Annotated in this window: 17 protein-coding genes; 15 read left to right on the forward strand and 2 right to left on the reverse strand. The window is 40.7% G+C overall.

From position 1 onward, the window contains the following. Positions 1–42: 42 nt before the first annotated feature. The 4 genes from MHI38_RS21365 to MHI38_RS21380 all read left to right on the forward strand — a co-directional run bounded on the left by MHI38_RS21365 (position 43) and on the right by MHI38_RS21380 (position 3,672). Complete coding sequence (locus MHI38_RS21365) at positions 43–1,287, forward strand: hypothetical protein (RefSeq protein ID WP_154959732.1); 1,245 nt, start codon at positions 43–45, stop codon at positions 1,285–1,287. 133 nt (positions 1,288–1,420) lie between these two features. Next, positions 1,421–2,083, forward strand: a complete 663-nt coding sequence (locus tag MHI38_RS21370) for a hypothetical protein (RefSeq protein WP_154891197.1) — start codon at positions 1,421–1,423, stop codon at positions 2,081–2,083. Positions 2,084–2,483: 400 nt separating this feature from the next. Continuing rightward, positions 2,484–3,305 (forward strand): DUF4183 domain-containing protein, encoded by an 822-nt coding sequence (locus MHI38_RS21375; protein WP_341181647.1) that lies wholly within the window; start codon positions 2,484–2,486, stop codon positions 3,303–3,305. A gap of 82 nt (positions 3,306–3,387) precedes the next feature. Then, on the forward strand, positions 3,388–3,672 hold the full coding sequence (locus MHI38_RS21380) for a DUF4183 domain-containing protein (protein ID WP_154891198.1): 285 nt from the start codon (positions 3,388–3,390) through the stop codon (positions 3,670–3,672). Positions 3,673–3,812: 140 nt separating this feature from the next. Here the strand turns inward: MHI38_RS21380 and MHI38_RS21385 are convergent, their stop codons facing one another. Then, positions 3,813–4,193 (reverse strand): hypothetical protein, encoded by a 381-nt coding sequence (locus tag MHI38_RS21385; RefSeq protein ID WP_154891199.1) that lies wholly within the window; start codon positions 4,191–4,193, stop codon positions 3,813–3,815. 245 nt (positions 4,194–4,438) lie between these two features. Between MHI38_RS21385 and MHI38_RS21390 the strand changes: the two genes are divergently transcribed. The 3 genes from MHI38_RS21390 to MHI38_RS21400 are packed head-to-tail and all read left to right on the forward strand — an operon-like array spanning position 4,439 to position 10,338. Continuing rightward, positions 4,439–7,576, forward strand: a complete 3,138-nt coding sequence (locus tag MHI38_RS21390) for a DEAD/DEAH box helicase (RefSeq protein ID WP_341181648.1) — start codon at positions 4,439–4,441, stop codon at positions 7,574–7,576. Between the two features lie 34 nt (positions 7,577–7,610). Further along, entirely contained in the window at positions 7,611–8,438 is an 828-nt protein-coding gene (locus MHI38_RS21395; protein WP_341181649.1) for a hypothetical protein, read from the forward strand. A gap of 40 nt (positions 8,439–8,478) precedes the next feature. Further along, entirely contained in the window at positions 8,479–10,338 is a 1,860-nt protein-coding gene (locus MHI38_RS21400) for a DNA/RNA helicase domain-containing protein (RefSeq protein ID WP_154959737.1), read from the forward strand. A 58-nt stretch (positions 10,339–10,396) separates the two neighbouring features. Here MHI38_RS21400 and MHI38_RS21405 read toward each other — a convergent pair whose 3' ends face one another. Beyond that, a complete protein-coding gene (locus MHI38_RS21405; RefSeq protein ID WP_154959738.1) occupies positions 10,397–10,738 on the reverse strand; it encodes a helix-turn-helix domain-containing protein in 342 nt (113 codons plus the stop codon). Between the two features lie 141 nt (positions 10,739–10,879). Between MHI38_RS21405 and MHI38_RS21410 the strand changes: the two genes are divergently transcribed. The 8 genes from MHI38_RS21410 to MHI38_RS21445 all read left to right on the forward strand — a co-directional run bounded on the left by MHI38_RS21410 (position 10,880) and on the right by MHI38_RS21445 (position 19,008). Continuing rightward, complete coding sequence (locus MHI38_RS21410; protein WP_154959739.1) at positions 10,880–11,401, forward strand: hypothetical protein; 522 nt, start codon at positions 10,880–10,882, stop codon at positions 11,399–11,401. Between the two features lie 298 nt (positions 11,402–11,699). Further along, complete coding sequence (locus MHI38_RS21415; RefSeq protein WP_341181650.1) at positions 11,700–12,380, forward strand: hypothetical protein; 681 nt, start codon at positions 11,700–11,702, stop codon at positions 12,378–12,380. A 289-nt stretch (positions 12,381–12,669) separates the two neighbouring features. Continuing rightward, positions 12,670–13,926: a DNA methyltransferase gene (locus MHI38_RS21420; protein ID WP_154959741.1), complete on the forward strand. Its 1,257-nt coding sequence runs from the start codon at positions 12,670–12,672 to the stop codon at positions 13,924–13,926. A gap of 9 nt (positions 13,927–13,935) precedes the next feature. Beyond that, complete coding sequence (locus MHI38_RS21425) at positions 13,936–14,769, forward strand: hypothetical protein (RefSeq protein WP_154959742.1); 834 nt, start codon at positions 13,936–13,938, stop codon at positions 14,767–14,769. A 358-nt stretch (positions 14,770–15,127) separates the two neighbouring features. Further along, complete coding sequence (locus MHI38_RS21430; RefSeq protein ID WP_154959743.1) at positions 15,128–15,454, forward strand: nucleoside triphosphate pyrophosphohydrolase; 327 nt, start codon at positions 15,128–15,130, stop codon at positions 15,452–15,454. Further along, positions 15,438–17,876, forward strand: coding sequence for a DEAD/DEAH box helicase family protein (locus tag MHI38_RS21435; protein WP_154959744.1), 2,439 nt, complete (start codon positions 15,438–15,440; stop codon positions 17,874–17,876). The genes MHI38_RS21430 and MHI38_RS21435 overlap by 17 nt, the downstream gene beginning before the upstream one ends. 167 nt (positions 17,877–18,043) lie before the next feature. Beyond that, positions 18,044–18,355, forward strand: a complete 312-nt coding sequence (locus tag MHI38_RS21440; RefSeq protein ID WP_341181651.1) for a hypothetical protein — start codon at positions 18,044–18,046, stop codon at positions 18,353–18,355. A gap of 17 nt (positions 18,356–18,372) precedes the next feature. Next, positions 18,373–19,008: a hypothetical protein gene (locus MHI38_RS21445; protein ID WP_341181652.1), complete on the forward strand. Its 636-nt coding sequence runs from the start codon at positions 18,373–18,375 to the stop codon at positions 19,006–19,008. The last annotated feature ends 3 nt before the right edge of the window (positions 19,009–19,011 follow it).

Consider the following 19,011-nt stretch of genomic DNA (forward strand, 5'->3'; position numbering starts at 1 on the left):
TAAGAGGATGGAGACATAAAATAAGAGAAGGGCTGTGTCGTATTGAAAGGTAAAGTATCCAAAAGATTAATAGCCATTTTTGTAGTTTTAACATTGTATTTAGCCAGTACAAATCAGACTTATGCAGAGTTTAAGGAATTAAGCTTAGAAGAGCACGGAGGGTTACAGCAGGAGTGGATACATACGTTTCCGAAAGAAATTGATTATCTGAGCTTTGATCTGGGTTACACTCCACTAGACATTATTAATCGTGCTGCTCAGCTTGTGATGTTAAATCCCGCCAAGGTATCTGGTAATAACTTCAGCCTATACACGATAAATAAGAAGACAGGGAAACTAGCTTGGACGTATGACATTAAAAATAAAGTGAAGAATTTTTACCCCCTAAATCATACTTGGTTCTATAACGAAAGCGGCAGTATATTCTATCAGTATTCTACGAATCGCGGAAAAACGTTTAACATTCTCAGTTTAGATGGGAAAGGAAAGCGTCTATTCGAGAAGAAGGATATAGGTTTCTCCAATATCTATCCGTATAAAAATGGAATTGTTCTGCAACAAACGGATAGTCTTAAAGATCAATCTCGTTTTATTACATTAAATTCCAATGGGATAGTGACAAGCGAAACGGTATTAGGTTTTAATACGAAGGTATTGAATTCTGGTTATGTACTTCATTTTAAAGGTGAGAATAAAATCGAGGTTTTCAAAGATGTAACATCGTTGAAAAAGCCATTATTTACGATAAACACTCAAAAGTTTAGTGGATTCTATGCTACGAAGTATCATCAATTAAGTGGCGGCACACTGATTATAGAATATGCTAGATCCAATTCAGATGGTGGACAGAAATTAATGGCTTATGGATTGAATGGTAAACTCAAATGGGACACCGTGCTGGATAGAAACATGAGCATGTCTACGCATTCAACCGGAAGTAAACTATTAATTGATAACCAAACTGAACACAATTTCACGGTATACGACCATAACTTCAAAAAGCTTTTTTCTCATGATTACGAAGGAGAGCTTAATGCTAACTATTTAATGAGCTTCTATCGTAACGATGGCTATATTGAGTACATTGACTTTGGAACCATTAATGGCAAATGGGGAGAACGGTATACACTAATGAAAGATAATGGAGAAATGTTGCTTAGTAAATACTTTGTTTTAGATGATGTGCATAAGAGTAACTTCACATATGATGCATCTGAAAATGTGGTCTATCGTACCGTGGTTAGCGACGGCCGATATCATCTGATCAAATACAAGATAACGAAGTAATCGTTCGTGTTACATGGGCCGGGGAATGATCTAGATGAAATCTTACAACTAAAACGATGAGAGACTTAAGGCACTTCTACCACATAAACGTAGAGGTGCTTCTTACTATAAAATCCAAGGAGAATATCTCGCTATGATCCTTAAAAAACGGATTTTCAAGATCGGTTGCTGCCTTGCGTTTGTGATCTTGCTTGTTCTAACCTACAGTTTCTACAGAGAAAAAAGAATGTATGAACAGTACCTGACTATGAATATCCGCCAAGATATCGTTGACATGAAAAGTGCGATCATCACGAATGATCTTATTTTTAACCGCATACTGGAGGATGGCAAAATCATAAACGAGATGGTTGAGGACGGAGAGCAGGCAAGGCAAGTCTATTACGGTCTAATAGATATAATGCAGATCATCGATAAATATAACTTCATGAATCTCACTTTAAGTCAGGAAGCGAATTGGCTGGCTCAACCTGTGCCGTTATTTATCAATCATATAGAAGTAGGAGACATATGGCCGCAGGCACTTCGCCGGATGCAGATGACATTCGAAAGGCTGGATATCAGCAATTATCTTGTATCCGCTGAATTAAAAGCCAGAATACAGCAGTACCAAGAGTTAAATCAGCGGTGGTTGAATATCGTCGGAGATTTTGAAACGACAGTGATCGAAGAGAAGGACTGGCCTCAAATCTTAAATGATCTGGAGCAAGAGACACGATCTTATTTTAAGGAGAAAAATGTTGATTTCGTGGAAGATGACGTTTGGAGAGATGCGTTGAATCCCAGGTACGATTAAGAAAATAATGGTGTAACAGGTAAGAGGGAGGACTATAGCAGAAGCTGTAGTTCTTTTTTATTGGGCTGTGGTCATAGTTATTCGCACACTCTCCGCATGTGCAGAAGACATAGTATAGGGCATATATACTGTGTTTACTGGCCTAAGGAGGGTGGCGAATTTGAAGCATACGAACAAGGTGAAAACGACTCTTCACTCAGTAAGAAAGAGACATCCTTCAACGAAACGCTGTAACAAGATTCCGAGAAAACGTAAGAAACGGTATGTGATACGTAAAGCTGTGGGAAGAAAAAGATGTGCTTGCAAGCAACGCGTGAGACAAAAGAAAGTATCCCGCAGACACAGAAATAGTACATTCTCTGGAAGAGGCAATGTTCCTCTCGCCTGTCCTGAGCCCACTATGAATTCTACCCCCGCTAAAATGGAGGAAATAAAAACAGTCAGTCTTCCCGAAACGCAGGGACTGATCGCACAACAAGGTTCCCAAGGCTTGGCAGGCCCTCGGGGTGAGCAGGGTGAAGCAGGCAGTTCAGGGGCACAAGGTGTCGCTGGTTCTCGCGGTGATCGCGGTGAACCGGGAAGTCCGGGAGCACAAGGTCCGGTTGGCCCTCAAGGTGTTGGCGGTGAGCAGGGCCCCCCTGGAGTGCAGGGACTTGCTGGCCCACGTGGTGAACAGGGCGAACCGGGAAGTCCGGGAGCACAAGGTCCGGTTGGCCCTCAAGGTGTTGGCGGTGAGCAGGGCCCCCCTGGAGTGCAGGGACTTGCTGGTTCTCGTGGTGAACAAGGCGAGCCGGGAAATCCAGGAGCCCAAGGTCCGCTTGGTCCTCAGGGTGTGGCTGGTGAGCAGGGGCCTCCCGGGGTGCAGGGACCAACAGGGCCTCCAGGTGAGCAAGGTCCGCCGGGCAGTGTCCCCGGAATTCAGATCATTCCTACATCAGACCGCTACTTTTATTTCCCTGACACGGATTTGGATTTATCGAACTCGGTTACAGTTGCTGCTGGTGAATTTGTTAATGATGAGGGAGGAAGTATATCTCAATTTGCAGGGATCGGCATGACGAGTTACTACAATCTTTATATTAATGGGATCGTACAACCTGGTAATTCGTATGTGTTAACTACAGATGATTTATTTATTCCATCTCAAAGCGGTGTTCTGTTTGCTGAAACACCAGTCATTATCGAGATTGTTCAATTAACAGCGGTAATCCTAAACAATTGAAAATGGTTATATCATCTCATCCCTCTGCCTTCACTACTCTCAAATCTACTACATATACTATGTCAGGTAGGAGGTGAGAAACATGCCACTTGTTACACCATTTCAGAACAGTTTAAGATTCGCTGCGACTATTGGTGATGGAACAGGAACCGGAGCAACGTTTGCCATTGCTGCGACAGCTTTTACGGACGATGCAGGTACAGCCGCAACAGCTTTTCCAGGCTCATTCAATTACTACAATCTCTACATTAATGGCCTTATGCAAACAGCAGACACATCCTCGGTTACCACCACTACACTTACAATCCCCGGTGGAGATGCATTAAATGATGGCACTCCAATTGTCGTACAATTTGTAGTGTCATAAGGATTGCTTGAAGGGATTTCTGAAAACTAATGTGTGGCTTCTATCTTTGATAGGAGTCATTTTTTTGCTCAATACTAATTCAGCTTGCGATTGTGCATACTTCATTGCATGACAAGGTCCACAAATCCAACAAATTTGGATTAGCCTTCAGGAACAGACTGATACATTGTATATCCGTTTTCTTCACTGGAATATACATACTCAGGATGTTCTATTGAACGATACAATTTTGTGCCTGGAGGCAACACAGAAGCCATACCGGATTGAAACTTTTCATTTTTTTTATAGTTCATGGATATTTGACCGTATGGAGTAGTGTTTACAGATTTAAATTCTGTTTCGTTAACGCTTTTGACCTTCTTATAGAGAATCGACTCGATTAAAAATAGATCACTATTTTTGTCCTCTTTCATTAAAGTTTGAGCCATTTCTTGAGTTGCGCTAGTTTCTGTTGTACAGCCAACTATGCTAAACAATATGACAGTAGATAATATAAATGAATAAATAACTTTGGTTACCATTTCAATCCTCCTTGTATCGTTTTTCCGTGATGCTTGGTGTAACTTCTGACCTTCGAATAAATGTAATATACATATGTTACCATACCACAAGTAGAGGTGCCGTTTGCTATTCCATCCAAACAACTAATGAAATTTCTCACGTGCTGGACGATAATAGAGTAGAGACCATATTTACCAATACCAAGCAATATCAATAGAGCGCAACTACATATCCACAACCATTCTAACCCTCGCGAGGTATATTCATGAAACAAGGCATATATGAACAGCTTATCAACACAATCACCAGACAGGAGATTTCAGCACTTGACCCGGATATGTATCATATTGGGACTGAGAAGCTGGATGCGGAGGAAGCGCGTAAATTGCTGTCCACGTATTTGGCGGCGGTGACACGGCGAGCGCTTAAGATTGTACGGGAACAGACGGAAGACAAGATGGCCGTGTTAGAGCAGATTCGAACCTGCAATGAGATTATTGCAACCCTGAAAGGCACGTTGGGGGAAGAGGAATATAACGACTTGCAACTGGATGAGCAGGGGGAAGTGCTGACCCATGTGTATTCCAAGCTGAACAGCATTCGTGCCATTCGGGATACCAAAATCATTCGCCCGGATACGCCAATTGCTCAAAGCTCGTTATTCACAGGTGCCAAGTCTGAACCAAGTATGCTGCTGGAGTTGCAAAAAGAGATCGTGACCGCCGACCGGATCGATTGGCTGGTGTCTTTTATCAAATTCAGCGGGCTTCGCCTGCTGTTGGAACAGCTTCAGCAATTCACATCAGGTGGGGGAAAGCTACGGATCATTACAACCACCTATATGGAGGCAACCGATCTCAAGGCGATCACCGAACTTAGCAAATTGCCGAACACCGAAATCCAGATTTCGTATGATACCAAAGTCACGCGACTGCACGCCAAAACATATATCTTCCATCGCGATACGGGATTCACGACTGCTTATGTCGGCTCTTCGAACCTGTCCAACCCCGCCCTAACCAGTGGCATGGAGTGGAATCTCAAGGTCACGGAGAAGGATTCCCAAGATGTGCTGCGCAAGATCGAAGCAACCTTCGAGAGTTACTGGAATGACCGCGAATTTACGAGATACATTCCTGAGGATCAGGAGCATGAGGCACAACTGAGAGCAGCTCTGAACCGCAAAAAAGACCAAACCGGACAATTCCACCTCGACATCCAGCCTTACGATTATCAAAAGGAAGTGCTGGAACAGCTGAGCGCCGAGCGCACGCTGTATGGACGAAACCGTAACCTGATCGTGGCCGCCACAGGCGTTGGCAAAACGGTCATCTCTGCCTTCGATTACAAGCGATTCCGCGCAAGCCATGCGGGAGCCAAGCTTCTTTTTGTCGCCCATCGGGAAGAGATTCTGAAGCAAAGCCGGGACACGTTCCGGTATATCCTGAAGGACATGAACTTTGGCGAGCTACACGTCGGGAGTCATCGGGCGGAGGCATTGGAGCATCTGTTTGTCAGCATACAGAGCTTGAACTCCATGAAGTTAACGGAAATCACCAGCCCAGACTATTACGACTATATCATTGTGGATGAATTCCACCATGCTGCTGCACCTTCCTACCAGAAACTGCTGTCTCACTACGAGCCCCAGATTTTGCTGGGACTCACAGCAACGCCTGAACGGATGGATGGCAAAGACATAACCGCGTACTTCGATCATACGATTGCTGCCGAGATCCGTCTGACGGAAGCCATCGACCGGAAGCTGCTTAGCCCGTTTCAATATTTCGGTGTCACCGATACCGTTGATCTGTCTCAGGTGAAGTGGTCACGTAAAGGCTACGATCTGAACGAGCTGGAGAAGCTCTACACCCATAACAAAATCCGTGCCAATCAGATCATGCAAAGTCTGAACCGATACGTTACCGATCTGGATGATGTGAAAGGACTTGGTTTCTGCGTAGGGGTGGATCATGCGCTGTATATGGCTAAAGTTTTCAACGAAGCTGGCATTCCATCTATAGCGCTGCATGGCGGATCAAGTGATCAGGAGCGTCATTCTGCAAAAGGAAAACTGGTGAACGGGGAACTGCGCCTGATCTTTGTTGTCGATCTGTACAATGAGGGTGTGGATATTCCTGAAGTGAACACGATTTTGTTCCTGCGTCCGACCGAAAGTTTAACCGTATTCCTGCAACAACTCGGTCGTGGACTACGGATGGCAGAAGGCAAAGAGTGCTTGACCGTACTCGACTTCATGGGGCAAGCGCATCAGGAGTACAGATACCAGGATAAATTCCGCGCCCTGATCGGTGCGACCAAACATTCCATCTCGTATTATGTCGAGAACGGCTTTTCGAACCTGCCTCGTGGCACGTTTATTCAGTTGGAAAAACAGGCCAAGGATTACGTTATGCGTAATCTAAAACAGATGAGCCGCAATCGCAGAGCGCTGATCCAGAAGCTGCAAACGTTCCAGCAGGACACTGGACTGCCGCTGACGCTGGCTCATTTTGTAGAGCATCACGGGATGACACTATATGAATTGTATGGTGGACGTACAGGTAAAAGATATTTCCGCGGCCTGTTGGCCGAAGCGGGGCTAACCGAGCCAGTAGAGGATGAGCAGGAGGAATATATCCGCAGATTGCCATCTGTGCTGTCAATCAACTCTCGAAGCTGGCTGAATTTCCTGATCGAGTATATTGAAAAAGGGAAAGAGCCTACCAATGCTGATGAACAACGCATGTTGGTCATGTTCTATTATACCTTCCACCGGGCTGCACCGGAGAAGCTGGGTCTAAGCAGCATCCAAGAAGGGATTACACGCGTCCTGTCCTGCGAAGCATTCCGGGCCGAGCTTGTGGATATTTTCAAATATAACTTGGCTCATCTGCGATTTGTGGATAAAAGCAATGCGTTCCCGTACACTTGTCCACTGGATATCCACTGTATGTACTCCATCGACCAAGTGCTCGCCGCCTTCGGCTACTGGAATGCCGAGCAATCGCCAACCTTTCGCGAAGGCGTGAAATATTTTGCCGATGAACAGACCGATATCTTCTTCATTACACTGAACAAATCGGACAAAGATTTCTCTCCATCCACGCTGTATGAGGATTATGCGATCAATGAGCGCTTGTTCCACTGGCAGACTCAGAGTCGGGTATCGGAGCATATGGCTACCGCGCAGCGTTATATTCATCATCGGGAGACGGGGCATCGTATCGCGCTGTTCGTGCGGGAGTATAAGGAGGAGCATGGTTATACGTCTCCATTTGTCTTTCTGGGCGAAGCGGATTATGTGAGTCATGAGGGGAATAAGCCGATGAGCTTTGTATGGCGACTGCGGGAAGAGATGCCTGCGAAGATGGTGGCGGTGGCGAATAAGTGTATTGTTTGAGAAGTAATTTTATAATTTGTATGGGGGTAAGGTCATGTGGGATAGAATTTTGGATGGACAATTTTTATCTAAATTAGGCGGAGTGGGCGGGATTGTTGCTATTCTTAGCTTTATGTGGACCTTTTTTAAGAAAAATCAGGTAATAACTTCGTTAACTTCATCCAAGATCGAAAGGTTAATTTCATCAAAAGAAAAGAGGACCTTGATAAAAATATCCAATTACATTTTTTATGTGACAATAGGTTTAATTGCTTCTACTTTTCTTACAATTATATACATGTTAATTGATTTGAAAGGATATCTCGTATTTGTTATCTCAATCATTGGAACTTTTTTATATTTAGTTGTTTTATATATTACCTTAACCCAAAAGAGTGTTTTTGATAAAAGGTTTTCAAGATCCAAAAATCTTAATTTTACAGTTAGTCTACTTTTGCTACAAACATTCTGTTTTTTCTCTGTGATGCCAGGCTTCATAGCCAGTAGTGTATCAGAAGGTAGTTTAGTGTTAACAACAGACAAGCCAGGAGAATTATTAATTAATATAACTCTGTGTCTGCTATCGTTATTATTTACCAGTTCAATGTTTGTATTACTGATAATAATGACATTCTTTCAACTTCGTGAAAAATTTAGTAAGTACGATTATGAGTGTTTTTACGTTTTAGATCAAGAAGATCAAGAAATGAAATGGTTCATTTATCATCTTATTGATAAAGAGAATTTTTTACTTGGTAATAATGAGTATATACATGATGCAACAATCTTTCGTACAGAAGAACGTTCAAAGATACTTTCTGAGAAAATACATCTTTTGAGAATACTAAAAAACAAAGAAGATTCAATAGAGTACTATATTTAAAAGTGACGCTGAAAAACTAATATTATTCAGGTGGTGCATCATGATTATCTACAGCAGTAACGCATTAGCTTTCCGGGAATCAGTTGATAATAATCAGATTACAGTTCAAATCGAGGAAGCTTATATTAAAGGTATGGGGAAGAGACCAAACAAAGGTGAGGTGAGAGCTTGGAATAATTCGATGCAGTTTATGGAGAAAATTATTCGCAATTCTAAGGTTGCAGATGATTGCGGTATATTGATTGAATATAATATTCCTTCTACAAGTAAGCGAATAGATTTTATCATTGCAGGTCAGGACGAACAAAAGAATGATAACTTTGTGATTGTGGAGTTAAAACAATGGGATGCAGTCGAGGCTATGGATCGTGAAGATATTGTGAGGGCATTTATTGGAGGAAGAACAAGGGAGACACCACACCCTTCGTACCAGGCATGGTCATATAAACAATATTTAAGTGATATGAATGAGGCTGTTTATTCCAAGGATATTAATGGATACTCATGTGCATATCTGCATAATTACAGAACAGTTCATCCTGATCCCCTTAAATATGATCAATATCAAGATATTATACGTGAAGCTCCCTTGTTTTTAGCTGATGATACATCTAAACTTCAAAATTTCCTAAAACGGCACGTAGGTCAAGGGCAGGGGGTTAACTTACTTTATTTAATTGAAAATGGTAAGATTCGTCCCTCTAGAAAGCTAATTGATCATATTGATGGATTATTTCAGGGAAACTCTGATTTTGTATTGCTTGATGAGCAGAAGGTTGCATATGAAGCTATAATGAGTCTCGCCAAGCAAACAGATATTAAACGAACCATTATTGTGGACGGTGGTCCTGGAACAGGTAAATCCGTAATATCCATGAATGCTCTTGGTGGATTACTCCGAAACAAGTTGAATGTTAAATTTATTGCCCCCAATTCATCATTCCGAACAGTTATGGTAGAAACTTTGACAAAACGACAGGCTAAAAACAAGACACGGACAAAGATGTTATTTTCGGGATCAAGTCAATTTTACAAAGAATCAGCTAACATGTATGACGTGCTTGTTGTGGATGAAGCACACCGATTGAAGGGCAAAGGAGCATATCAATACTTTGGGGAGAATCAGATCGAGGATATCATTAAAGCTTCTAAAGTGAATGTATTTTTCATAGATGATTTTCAACGTATTCGACCTGAAGATATAGGTTCCGTTGCAGAAATTAAACGTTTAGCAAAAGTTTATAATTCGGAAGTTCATGAATACTCACTAGCAGCCCAGTTTCGTTGTTCTGGGGCAGAGGGTTTTCTGAATTGGGTTGATGATGCATTGCAAATTCGTCCTACTGCTAATTTCGATGGGTGGGATCAAGAATCTTTTGAATTTAAACTAATGGACTCACCAAACGAATTGTACGATTTGATCAAAAGTAAAAATGATCAGGGATATAAAGCAAGAATGCTAGCGGGATTTGCTTGGAATTGGACTGCTGATAAAGACGGGAATCGCAATGGAGAAATTCCTGATGTGAACATTGAAGAACATCAATTTGCTATGCCTTGGAATGCTCGTTCCATATCAAGCACTTGGGCTATAGATGAAAGTGGTATAGATCAAATTGGATGTGTTCATACGTCTCAGGGTCTTGAGTTTGATTATGTGGGCGTAATTATAGGAAATGATCTAAAGTTTGATTCAGAAAAGATGGAGCTTTATTCAGAATACGATGAGTACAAGGATAGAATGGGGAAAAAAGGGCTTAAGTTTAAAAACGAGGAATTAACTAAGCTGGTGAAAAACATTTATAAAATTTTGATGTCTCGGGGGATGAAAGGTTGTTATGTTTACTGCCGGGATAAAGAATTGATGAGTTACTTACAAAGTGGAACAAAAATACAATGAATTGTTGATTGCACGTAATGAAGAAACCCTATCATTCTGATAAGATGCTAGGGTTTCTTTACATCAGTATTCCTTTTACAACATTTTTAGCTGTGCGTATATGTTCTGAATTAGAGTCTCTTAACAGTTGTACAATTTCTTTGATTTGTTTCTCATCTTCGGTTACTTCAAATTCTTCCTCCACATACGCAAATAATTGAATTAAGTTCACTTCAAGGGACTCAGCGATCTTTGCCAAGTTGACCAAAGAAACGTTCTTTTCACCACGTTCAATCTGACCTATGTATGAAAAATGAAATCCGCCTTTTTCTCCGAGGGATTCTTGTGAATACCCTCTTTCTTTGCGTAGTGCACGAATTCTGGCTCCGACCAATTTTAAAACTTCTCTATCCTCGTTCATGGTATTCACCTCTCTATGTTAAAAAGTGTAGTCAAGTTTCCTAAAGCTAAACACCAAACGAAGAATACAAAATAATAATTTGATTACTATGAGTATCATTTTGTTGTATAATATTGGTATTAACTCATTGGAGGGATGACAATGGCAAGAAATTGGTCTATTATCGAAGCGCATTGTAATCACCAAGAAGATTTTACTCCACGTTTTCAAGAACATTATGACTCTATACAATCTGAGTTCAGACATAATCTAGATGACTATAGACTGCGTAATACAATATCGGACTATCACCAGCTTTCGACATATCACATCAAACTTGCCGAGATCATGAATAGTCACAATCAGTTTCAGGCTTTTCTGATCCTATGTGATTGGGCACTAGCTTCTATGGTCAAGGCATTATATATCCAAAAGTATCATGAAGTACATCCACCGAAAACGCTTACCATGAATGAGATTTTACCTTTAGTGCATACGGATACTGAGCCCGGACTGGATATTGCTTTGTTTATCGGTACGATTCAACATATGTCCTCCCTAGTGGATTACCCATATGAGCAGCTACTAGAACTAAAGAATATCGAAAGGCTTTTTCTAAGAACAGAAGAGATATTGAACGAGTTATCCGCACGGTTGATGAAAGATTCAAATCAGTTATCCTAATATTAATCAGCTAAACAGTATGAATTAGTACAATAATTGAAAAAATAAGGAACAACTTTATTCCAATCGGCATCAAATTTTTCAATATTGATATGTATTTTATTAGTGAAAAGTTACTGTAATTATAAGGTTCCTTTTATGAAGGAAAGAAAAGGGGGGGCATAATGTAAAATTACCGAATCAAGTGCAATACTCAATTGGTACTATGTGGACATATTCTTTGGGACCATATATCATTGGAATCCAACGATTAATCTAACATCCAGAATTAATCATGATTCAAAAAGGAGGATACATGATGATTAGAACTAAATTATTTTATAGACTTTTCATGTTTCAATTCGATCTTTTTGAAGAATACTCTAATGACATGGAGAATCTAATTAAGGAACAATCAACCTCACAACTTGAAAGAATGCAGAAGTTAGCAGAAAAATATAGTCTGGAGGAGCAAGAGGGATTTTGGGAGTACAACATGGATCGTGTGAAGCAATTAACTGTTGATTATCCTAATTTACTTCGATCATCGATACTTACTTCTGTCATTACAGAGCTTGAGGATACAATTTTGAAGATTCATAAGGATCTTCAAGATAATTCAAATCTAGAATTCGTGGCAATCGGTAACAAACAATTAAGTGGTTCTACAATTGAGAGGGCTTTGCAAAGCGTTAATCAGGTGATACCTCTGAGTGAATTGTACGAATCAAGCAACTGGAAAGACTTACAATTACTATTTGCAATACGTAATAGGGTTGTACATAGTCGTGGAGTAGTTCATCCAGTTGATTATAGTGAGTTATTTGATAAGTTAAAGTATTTTGAGAAAATTGATGCTCGAACATTTAGATTAGATACTTACCATCAACTCCTATTTCTTGAAAAGTCATCAGATTTCATTATAAATGCGTGTAAATATCTACTTGATAGTGTTGTTAAAACAATTTCAGATTTTATGGAAGCCAAAAGAGATATATAGCTTTTAGGATTGGTTTAATCGTATTTAATTGTTCGCTAGGCAATTAAAGTTCAATTAGATTTAGAAGTCACTAAAAATATATTCTTTAAAAAACTTCTTAATATTAAGGAGTTTTTTTGTTTTCCATTTTTAAGTTATTTACAAAGTAGTAAAGTTTAATTTTTTTTGTTGAAATTAACTATGCTTAGTAACATTTATTTCAAAGAATATTCGAAAGAGAATACAACCGAAGTTATGTTATACTACATCAATGGATTGAAAGTTGTATAACAGCTGAAAGGTGTTTTAGATGAATATAGATGCTGAAAATATTCGAAGTGCCAAGCGGCAAAAAAATGAAAGAGAAGGAGTCCACAGTTGGCATCCTTACTATGCGGGGTACTCAGAGGCTTTCGTAGAAGACATGTTAAATTATTTAGGCGTTAATAGTGAATCAGTTGTATTAGACCCATGGATGGGGAGTGGAACCACAGCATTAGTATGCCAAAAAAAGGGAATACAGTGTCTGGGCAACGAAATAAATCCTGTAATGGTTTTTTTTTCAAAAGCTAAATCAGCAAAATTACTTGATTATAATTTATTAGAATATGCTGAAATGATTATAAATAATGTAGATTTCAATGATTTATTTAGTGTCAATGTTGTTAATAACGCTTTTATTGAAGAAAAATATAATCTACAGTTACAATCTATTCGAACGGCTATAGATATTTGTTTAGGAAGTGGAGATTATCCAGATTATTTGATAGCTTTCTTTTACACTGCTCTTTTCCGTTGCATTCGTTCGATAGGATCATTTAATAATGGTAGTAATCCTACATGGCTTACAAAGAATATGCTTAATCCCTCCATAGGCGAGATTAATGTTATTAATTTATTCAGAGAAGCAGTCTTTACTATGAGTGAGGATTTAAAAAAAACTTTCAACAATCTTTTGATTAACAGTATTCCTATTCCGAAGATAGTGGAGGGGGACAGTAAGGATTTAAGTTATGATAGTAATTCCGTTGACTATATTATCACTTCGCCACCATATCTAACAAGAATCGACTATGCTGTATCAACAAAACCTGAATTGTTATTTTTGGGGTATGAGGAGAACACAGGGTTTGACTCATTAAGGCGGAGGACTATGGGAGCACCTGTAATTAGCGATAAAGGACTAGAGGTTGATCCTTTGTGGGGAAATATCTGTAAAATGTTCTTAACTAAAGTTGAAAATCACCATACAAAGGCGGCAAAGTCTTATTATCTACCTATCTACTTACAGTATTTTAGAGATGCACTTAAATCAATAAAAGAAATTATAAGAGTTCTACGATCAGGGGGCCAAGCCTGTCTTGTAGTGCAGTCTTCTTATTTTAAGGAGGTTGAAGGGAAATTAGGCGAAATGTACGTCGAAATGGGTGAAAACTTGGGTCTCGAAGCTTTCATTGTTAAACGTGAAGTGATTAAAAATCATTTAGCCCATGTGAATTCAAAATCATCAGTGTATGTTAAAAATAAAGTATATTATGAAGATGCAGTAGTTTATAGAAAGGTGTGACTTCAGTTAATGGACTATAGTAGTCATAGAGAACAAGTAGCACAAGTGGCAGGTGTTATAGAACGACAAGGAGAAATAGAGGTCACGTTAATTAAGGCTTTTGAAGCTAACCTTATATATAAAGAAGTTCCTTTTATAAATTTTGGAAACATTACAGCACAAGAACTGGCTGAAGTATTCATTAATTTTCCGATATTAGTGAAACCATTGATTACTGTTGTAAATGTTGCTGGTAGAGCAATCGTACGAGACTTAGGAATAAATGTTGACACATACAAAGGGAGGCTCACAGTATCTAGTGCATCTATTCTAGCTGGATATATTATGCCTATGTTACCGAATGAGCTTGCAATTCCTGCAATATGTGAGCTGGATCGTTGGTTCTTTGTAGATAAGGAGATAAGGAAGAATAAAGGTAACTGGGAAAAGACAGTACTTGATGCGATCAATAGTAATTCAAAAGTTGGTTTTATTAAGAGGAAATTCACCTATGAAGAGAAAGAATACGAGTTAGATGCTGCTACACCTATATCGGGTGCAATTTCTGTAGGGATTGATGTTAAAAGAATAGAGTCGAAAAGAGATATTCATAAAAGAGCAGACGAAATAATCAATAAAGCTGTTAAATTTAAAAAAGTGTTTCCACACACAAAATTTTACGCTTTTATATATTTCCCTTTTCCTACAGAACATTTAAGCGTGCAACAAAGACTAGACGATCCTAACATAGATGGGATATACTTCGCCAATGAAGCTTATTCTAGTATTGAGCAACAGGCTATGTTTATACTAGGTGACGCTGAAATATTATTAGATAAATCAGATGTTGAAGAGGAATTATAATATTAGTTTTCTGATATATATTGGTTGTATCTAATCTTATTCCCTTGTTAAAGAATTTTAAAATTGTGCAAAAATGAATTGAGATGTGCAATAAGTGTATCGGTAAAAGAAGACAGGATCCTTAATTCGATAAATATTACACGCTTATTTTTGTGATGATTTAATTCCTATAAGTTATGTGTTTGACTAATGAAAAAACCTATTTTCTCTTAATCAGAAAATAGGTTTTTTTCTTTCCTGCTTCTATTTATTTATAAACTCCACCTCTCCCCATCCATGGCAAATGGTATAATGGCAAAAAGGGAGATTCTGGCGCGGTACTGGAGATTTTCCACAAGTAGAGAGGATGATATACCACATGCCTACATACAACAAATTGGTGCGGGACAAGATTCCGCATATTATTACATCCAGCGGTAAGGAGTGCCGGACGCGCATTCTGGACCCGGAGGAATATAAGCAAGAATTGAGAACAAAGCTGAGTGAAGAGTCGGAAGAATACATGAGTGCAGGAAGCAATCAAGAAGCGCTAGAGGAACTGGCAGATATGCTCGAAGTGATCCGGGCGCTGGCAGAGGTGCATGGAGCCAACGTTGCACAACTGGACAAATTGCGTGCAGATAAAGCCGAGGCACGTGGAGGATTTCAGGAGAGAGTGTATCTGATCGATGTCGACGAAGCTTAATGTAAAATTGATTACCGACAATCTGGCCGATGAACTTATTACCCGGATGCAACATGCGTCCGGGATTTATATTATGACGTCTTTTATTATGCAATCTGGAGTCAAGCTACTTGCTCCGCATTTGAAGCAAGCGGCAGAACGCGGGGCAGAGGTACGGATGCTCGCGGGAGATTATCTATATATCACACAGCCAGAGGGATTACGGGCGCTATGTGAAGTTGATTCACGAATTGAAGCAAGGCTATGGCGAAGCATGGGTACTTCTTTTCACCCGAAAGCGTATCTGTTTGATCATGAACATGGAGAAGGTATGCTGATTGTCGGCTCATCCAACTTCTCATTCACGGCCCTCAAGACGGGGTATGAATGGAACTTGGCAATGAATGCGGAGGCAGAGCCGTATACGTTTCAGTCGGCTTTGGAGAAGTTCATGCAGAGTTTCTATCACGAGACAACTTTGCCAGTGAACCCGGATTCCATCGCGTTGTATGAAGAAGAGTATCGGCAGTATCACCAGAAGAACCCGGAGATGATCCAGCGGATCATGGAGATGGAGGAAGCAGAGTTCGGTACAAGGCTGCCAGATGAGGCGACCGAACAAGAGTCCGCTGTTTTGTCTCTTTTGCCTATTCAGCCGCGATTTGCTCAGTTAGATGCGCTCGAAGCATTGGACGCCACGATGGAAGAACAGTATGAAAGAGCCATGGTGGTGATGGCTACTGGACTTGGTAAAACCTATCTGGCGGGCTTTTTCTCCCAAAGGTTTCAGCGGATTTTGTTCATAGCGCACCGGGAAGAGATTTTGAATCAGGCGAAAAAATCGTTCCAACAGATCATGCCAGAACGTAGTCATGGGATATTTAACGGTAAGCATAAGGATGGAGAGGCAGACTGTGTGTATGCTTCGATCTATACGCTGAGTTTGCAACGACATCGGGATGTGTTTGCGGCTGATACCTTTGATCTGATCGTGGTGGATGAGTTCCATCATGCGGCGGCGAAGACGTATATGAAGGTCATTGAGTATTTCCGTCCACAGTTTCTACTTGGCATTACGGCAACCCCGGATCGACTGGATGGTAAGGATGTATATGCACTGTGTGACGGGAATGTCGCGTACCAGATGCATTTTATCGAAGCAATCCGGCGTGGGTGGCTGGCGCCATTTCAGTATTACGGTGTATTCGATGATACCGACTATTCCAAAATTCGCTTAATCGGTACCAAATATGATGAAGAACAGCTTATGTCCGTTCAGTTACAAGAGGAGCATGTGGAAACGATCTATGCGGCCTGGATGCGGCACAAGCAGACGAGAACCATCGGTTTCTGCTCATCCATTCGTCAAGCGGACTACTTGGCTACGTATTTCCGCAGTCAGGGGGTAGAGGTGCTTAGTCTGCATTCCCGTACATCGGAAATGTCGCGCGAGGAAGCCATCCGGCGACTGGGTGCGGGAGAACTCGAAGTTGTGCTGACCGTAGATCTATTTAATGAAGGAACGGATATTCCAAGCGTAGATACGCTACTCTTCGTTCGTCCAACCGAGTCACTTACCGTATTCACCCAGCAGGTAGGTCGCGGGTTGAGGTTAGCCGAAGGAAAGTCACACTGTGTTATCATCGACCTGATCGGGAATTATCGCAATGCGGATGTGAAGCTTAGCCTGTTTGATGTACGGGGAGAAGAGGAACGTGGTGGAAAAGCGCTGGACGTAGCTATACCGGAGGTTCCGGATAACTGCGGCATCCATTTGGAGACCCGGGTAGTGAATCTGCTTCAGGAGCTAAGCCGCAAGCGGATGCCACGCCGCGAGAAATTGCATCAGGATTTTCTGGCTGTCAAACGTGAGCTTGGTCGCATCCCGACTTATCTGGAGCTTCATCTTATGGGGCAGTCTAAAAGCATCGGATACCGGAGCGAATTTGGCTCATATGTCGGTTTCCTTTACTGGGCGGAATTATTATCCCCGGCTGAGGGAGAGATCTATGTTCGGCACGAGGCATGGCTGCGGGATGTAGAGAAGACGCTGATGAACAAAAGCTATAAAATGGTCGTGCTGCTCTATATGCTGGAGCGAGGCGAAGTGCACTGGATGGAACCAATCACACCGGGTGAAATGGCTGAATTTTTCCATACGTATCTTACAGAGAAAGAGTATCGGAAACGAAAGGACTTCTCGGATAAAGGTAAGGTCACACTCACGGAATGGAATGAGAAGACAGAAAATGAGATAGTGAAGCTAATCATTGACATGCCCATGTCTAAGTGGAGCGGGGGAAAGGGAAGTATGACGCGATTCGAAAATGGCGTGTTCTCGCTGAATGTAGAAGTGCAGAATTCAGAGGAACGAGCATTGTTATATCGCTGGACACGGGAAATATGTCTGTATCGGTTGCATGCGTATTTTGAGCGGGGATAAACTCTAATTAGATATATTGATGAGATATAAGTGGCAGTGAAGCGGGGACAAAATGGGCTTCGTTGCTGCTTATGTTTTTATGATGAAAACTTGATTGAACACTGATCTGAGTCAATATCTGAACAATTGCTTCAATAACTCCAGGCAACCATTAAGGAGAGTGCAACATGGCAGATTTCCTTAGAGAAGTAAATGCGTTAGTACAGAAGAGAGGGAACTTACATCCTGATGATCCGGCAATTCAGTTAATGTGGCATGACTTGGTGAATTTCCTAAAAAGCAATGAGGAAAGTGCGATTGCATTTTTAGAGCAAAGTAAGGAAACGGAATTGTATTGGTTATGTGAGATATTTGAAGATTTGTCTGCCGAATTTCAGAGTCAAGCATTCATACATTGTCTGTTAGAGCTGCAAAAGAAATATCCCGACCTGGATATGGAGCAAGATATCGAGTACGCGATTCAATCCATAGAAGAATAACGGATTGGAGTGAGACGATGAGAGTGCAGCTTAAAGATACAGTAACATTACAAACCAATTTATCATTGGATCAAAGCTATATCGTATATGAAATAGAATCTACGGCTTCAGGAAATACGTACTATAGAATTGAAAATGATGCGAAGCAGGTTGTTCCGTATGATTCGATGTTTTTTGATGTAGTTTCAGATAAGCTATATGGTGAATGGACGATCTTAAACAAGTCTAATCAATCATCTGCCAGAGTTCCCGGAGAGCTCGCTTATATCCCATTTTGGGAAGAGTTTTATACTGATGATCCAAGGGCTCTACGCGCTTTCAGACAAGTTAAGGCCAAATTTTATCTCGCAGAATTAGAAGTTTCCGAAATAAAAAATATTCTGGAGAGTAACAACGAAGATGAGATTGACTTTGTTTTTAATATGCTAATACACGCGAAGTGTGGCACGTTCATATACGAAGTAATTCAGTTCGCCATAACAAGGCTGGTAGAGCAGACCTATTCAGAGGATGAATTGTTGATAGCTGCATTCGAGTATTTGAGTTTATTCAAAGAAGAACACATCCACACATTTTTTATAGACTACTTAACCAATATTGAGCTTGGAAATGATAAACTAACCCAAATTGTGAGTAATTACTTTGCTTCCTAAAAT

It is taken from the genome of Paenibacillus sp. FSL K6-1558, assembly GCF_038002565.1.
In the GTDB taxonomy this organism is placed as follows: Bacteria; Bacillota; Bacilli; order Paenibacillales; family Paenibacillaceae; genus Paenibacillus; species Paenibacillus polysaccharolyticus.

What these genes read in the sequence shown, in the direction of transcription:
- MHI38_RS21375 (WP_341181647.1), top strand. Translation starts at nt 2,484, where the DNA reads ATGAATTCTACCCCCGCTAAAATGGAGGAAATAAAAACAGTCAGTCTT.
- MHI38_RS21370 (WP_154891197.1), top strand. Translation starts at nt 1,421, where the DNA reads ATGATCCTTAAAAAACGGATTTTCAAGATCGGTTGCTGCCTTGCGTTT.
- MHI38_RS21440 (WP_341181651.1), top strand. Translation starts at nt 18,044, where the DNA reads ATGGCAGATTTCCTTAGAGAAGTAAATGCGTTAGTACAGAAGAGAGGG.
- MHI38_RS21415 (WP_341181650.1), top strand. Translation starts at nt 11,700, where the DNA reads ATGATTAGAACTAAATTATTTTATAGACTTTTCATGTTTCAATTCGAT.
- MHI38_RS21400 (WP_154959737.1), top strand. Translation starts at nt 8,479, where the DNA reads ATGATTATCTACAGCAGTAACGCATTAGCTTTCCGGGAATCAGTTGAT.
- MHI38_RS21385 (WP_154891199.1), bottom strand. Translation starts at nt 4,193, where the DNA reads ATGGTAACCAAAGTTATTTATTCATTTATATTATCTACTGTCATATTG.
- MHI38_RS21390 (WP_341181648.1), top strand. Translation starts at nt 4,439, where the DNA reads ATGAAACAAGGCATATATGAACAGCTTATCAACACAATCACCAGACAG.
- MHI38_RS21410 (WP_154959739.1), top strand. Translation starts at nt 10,880, where the DNA reads ATGGCAAGAAATTGGTCTATTATCGAAGCGCATTGTAATCACCAAGAA.
- MHI38_RS21445 (WP_341181652.1), top strand. Translation starts at nt 18,373, where the DNA reads ATGAGAGTGCAGCTTAAAGATACAGTAACATTACAAACCAATTTATCA.
- MHI38_RS21435 (WP_154959744.1), top strand. Translation starts at nt 15,438, where the DNA reads ATGTCGACGAAGCTTAATGTAAAATTGATTACCGACAATCTGGCCGAT.
- MHI38_RS21395 (WP_341181649.1), top strand. Translation starts at nt 7,611, where the DNA reads ATGTGGGATAGAATTTTGGATGGACAATTTTTATCTAAATTAGGCGGA.
- MHI38_RS21430 (WP_154959743.1), top strand. Translation starts at nt 15,128, where the DNA reads ATGCCTACATACAACAAATTGGTGCGGGACAAGATTCCGCATATTATT.
- MHI38_RS21420 (WP_154959741.1), top strand. Translation starts at nt 12,670, where the DNA reads ATGAATATAGATGCTGAAAATATTCGAAGTGCCAAGCGGCAAAAAAAT.
- MHI38_RS21380 (WP_154891198.1), top strand. Translation starts at nt 3,388, where the DNA reads ATGCCACTTGTTACACCATTTCAGAACAGTTTAAGATTCGCTGCGACT.
- MHI38_RS21405 (WP_154959738.1), bottom strand. Translation starts at nt 10,738, where the DNA reads ATGAACGAGGATAGAGAAGTTTTAAAATTGGTCGGAGCCAGAATTCGT.
- MHI38_RS21425 (WP_154959742.1), top strand. Translation starts at nt 13,936, where the DNA reads ATGGACTATAGTAGTCATAGAGAACAAGTAGCACAAGTGGCAGGTGTT.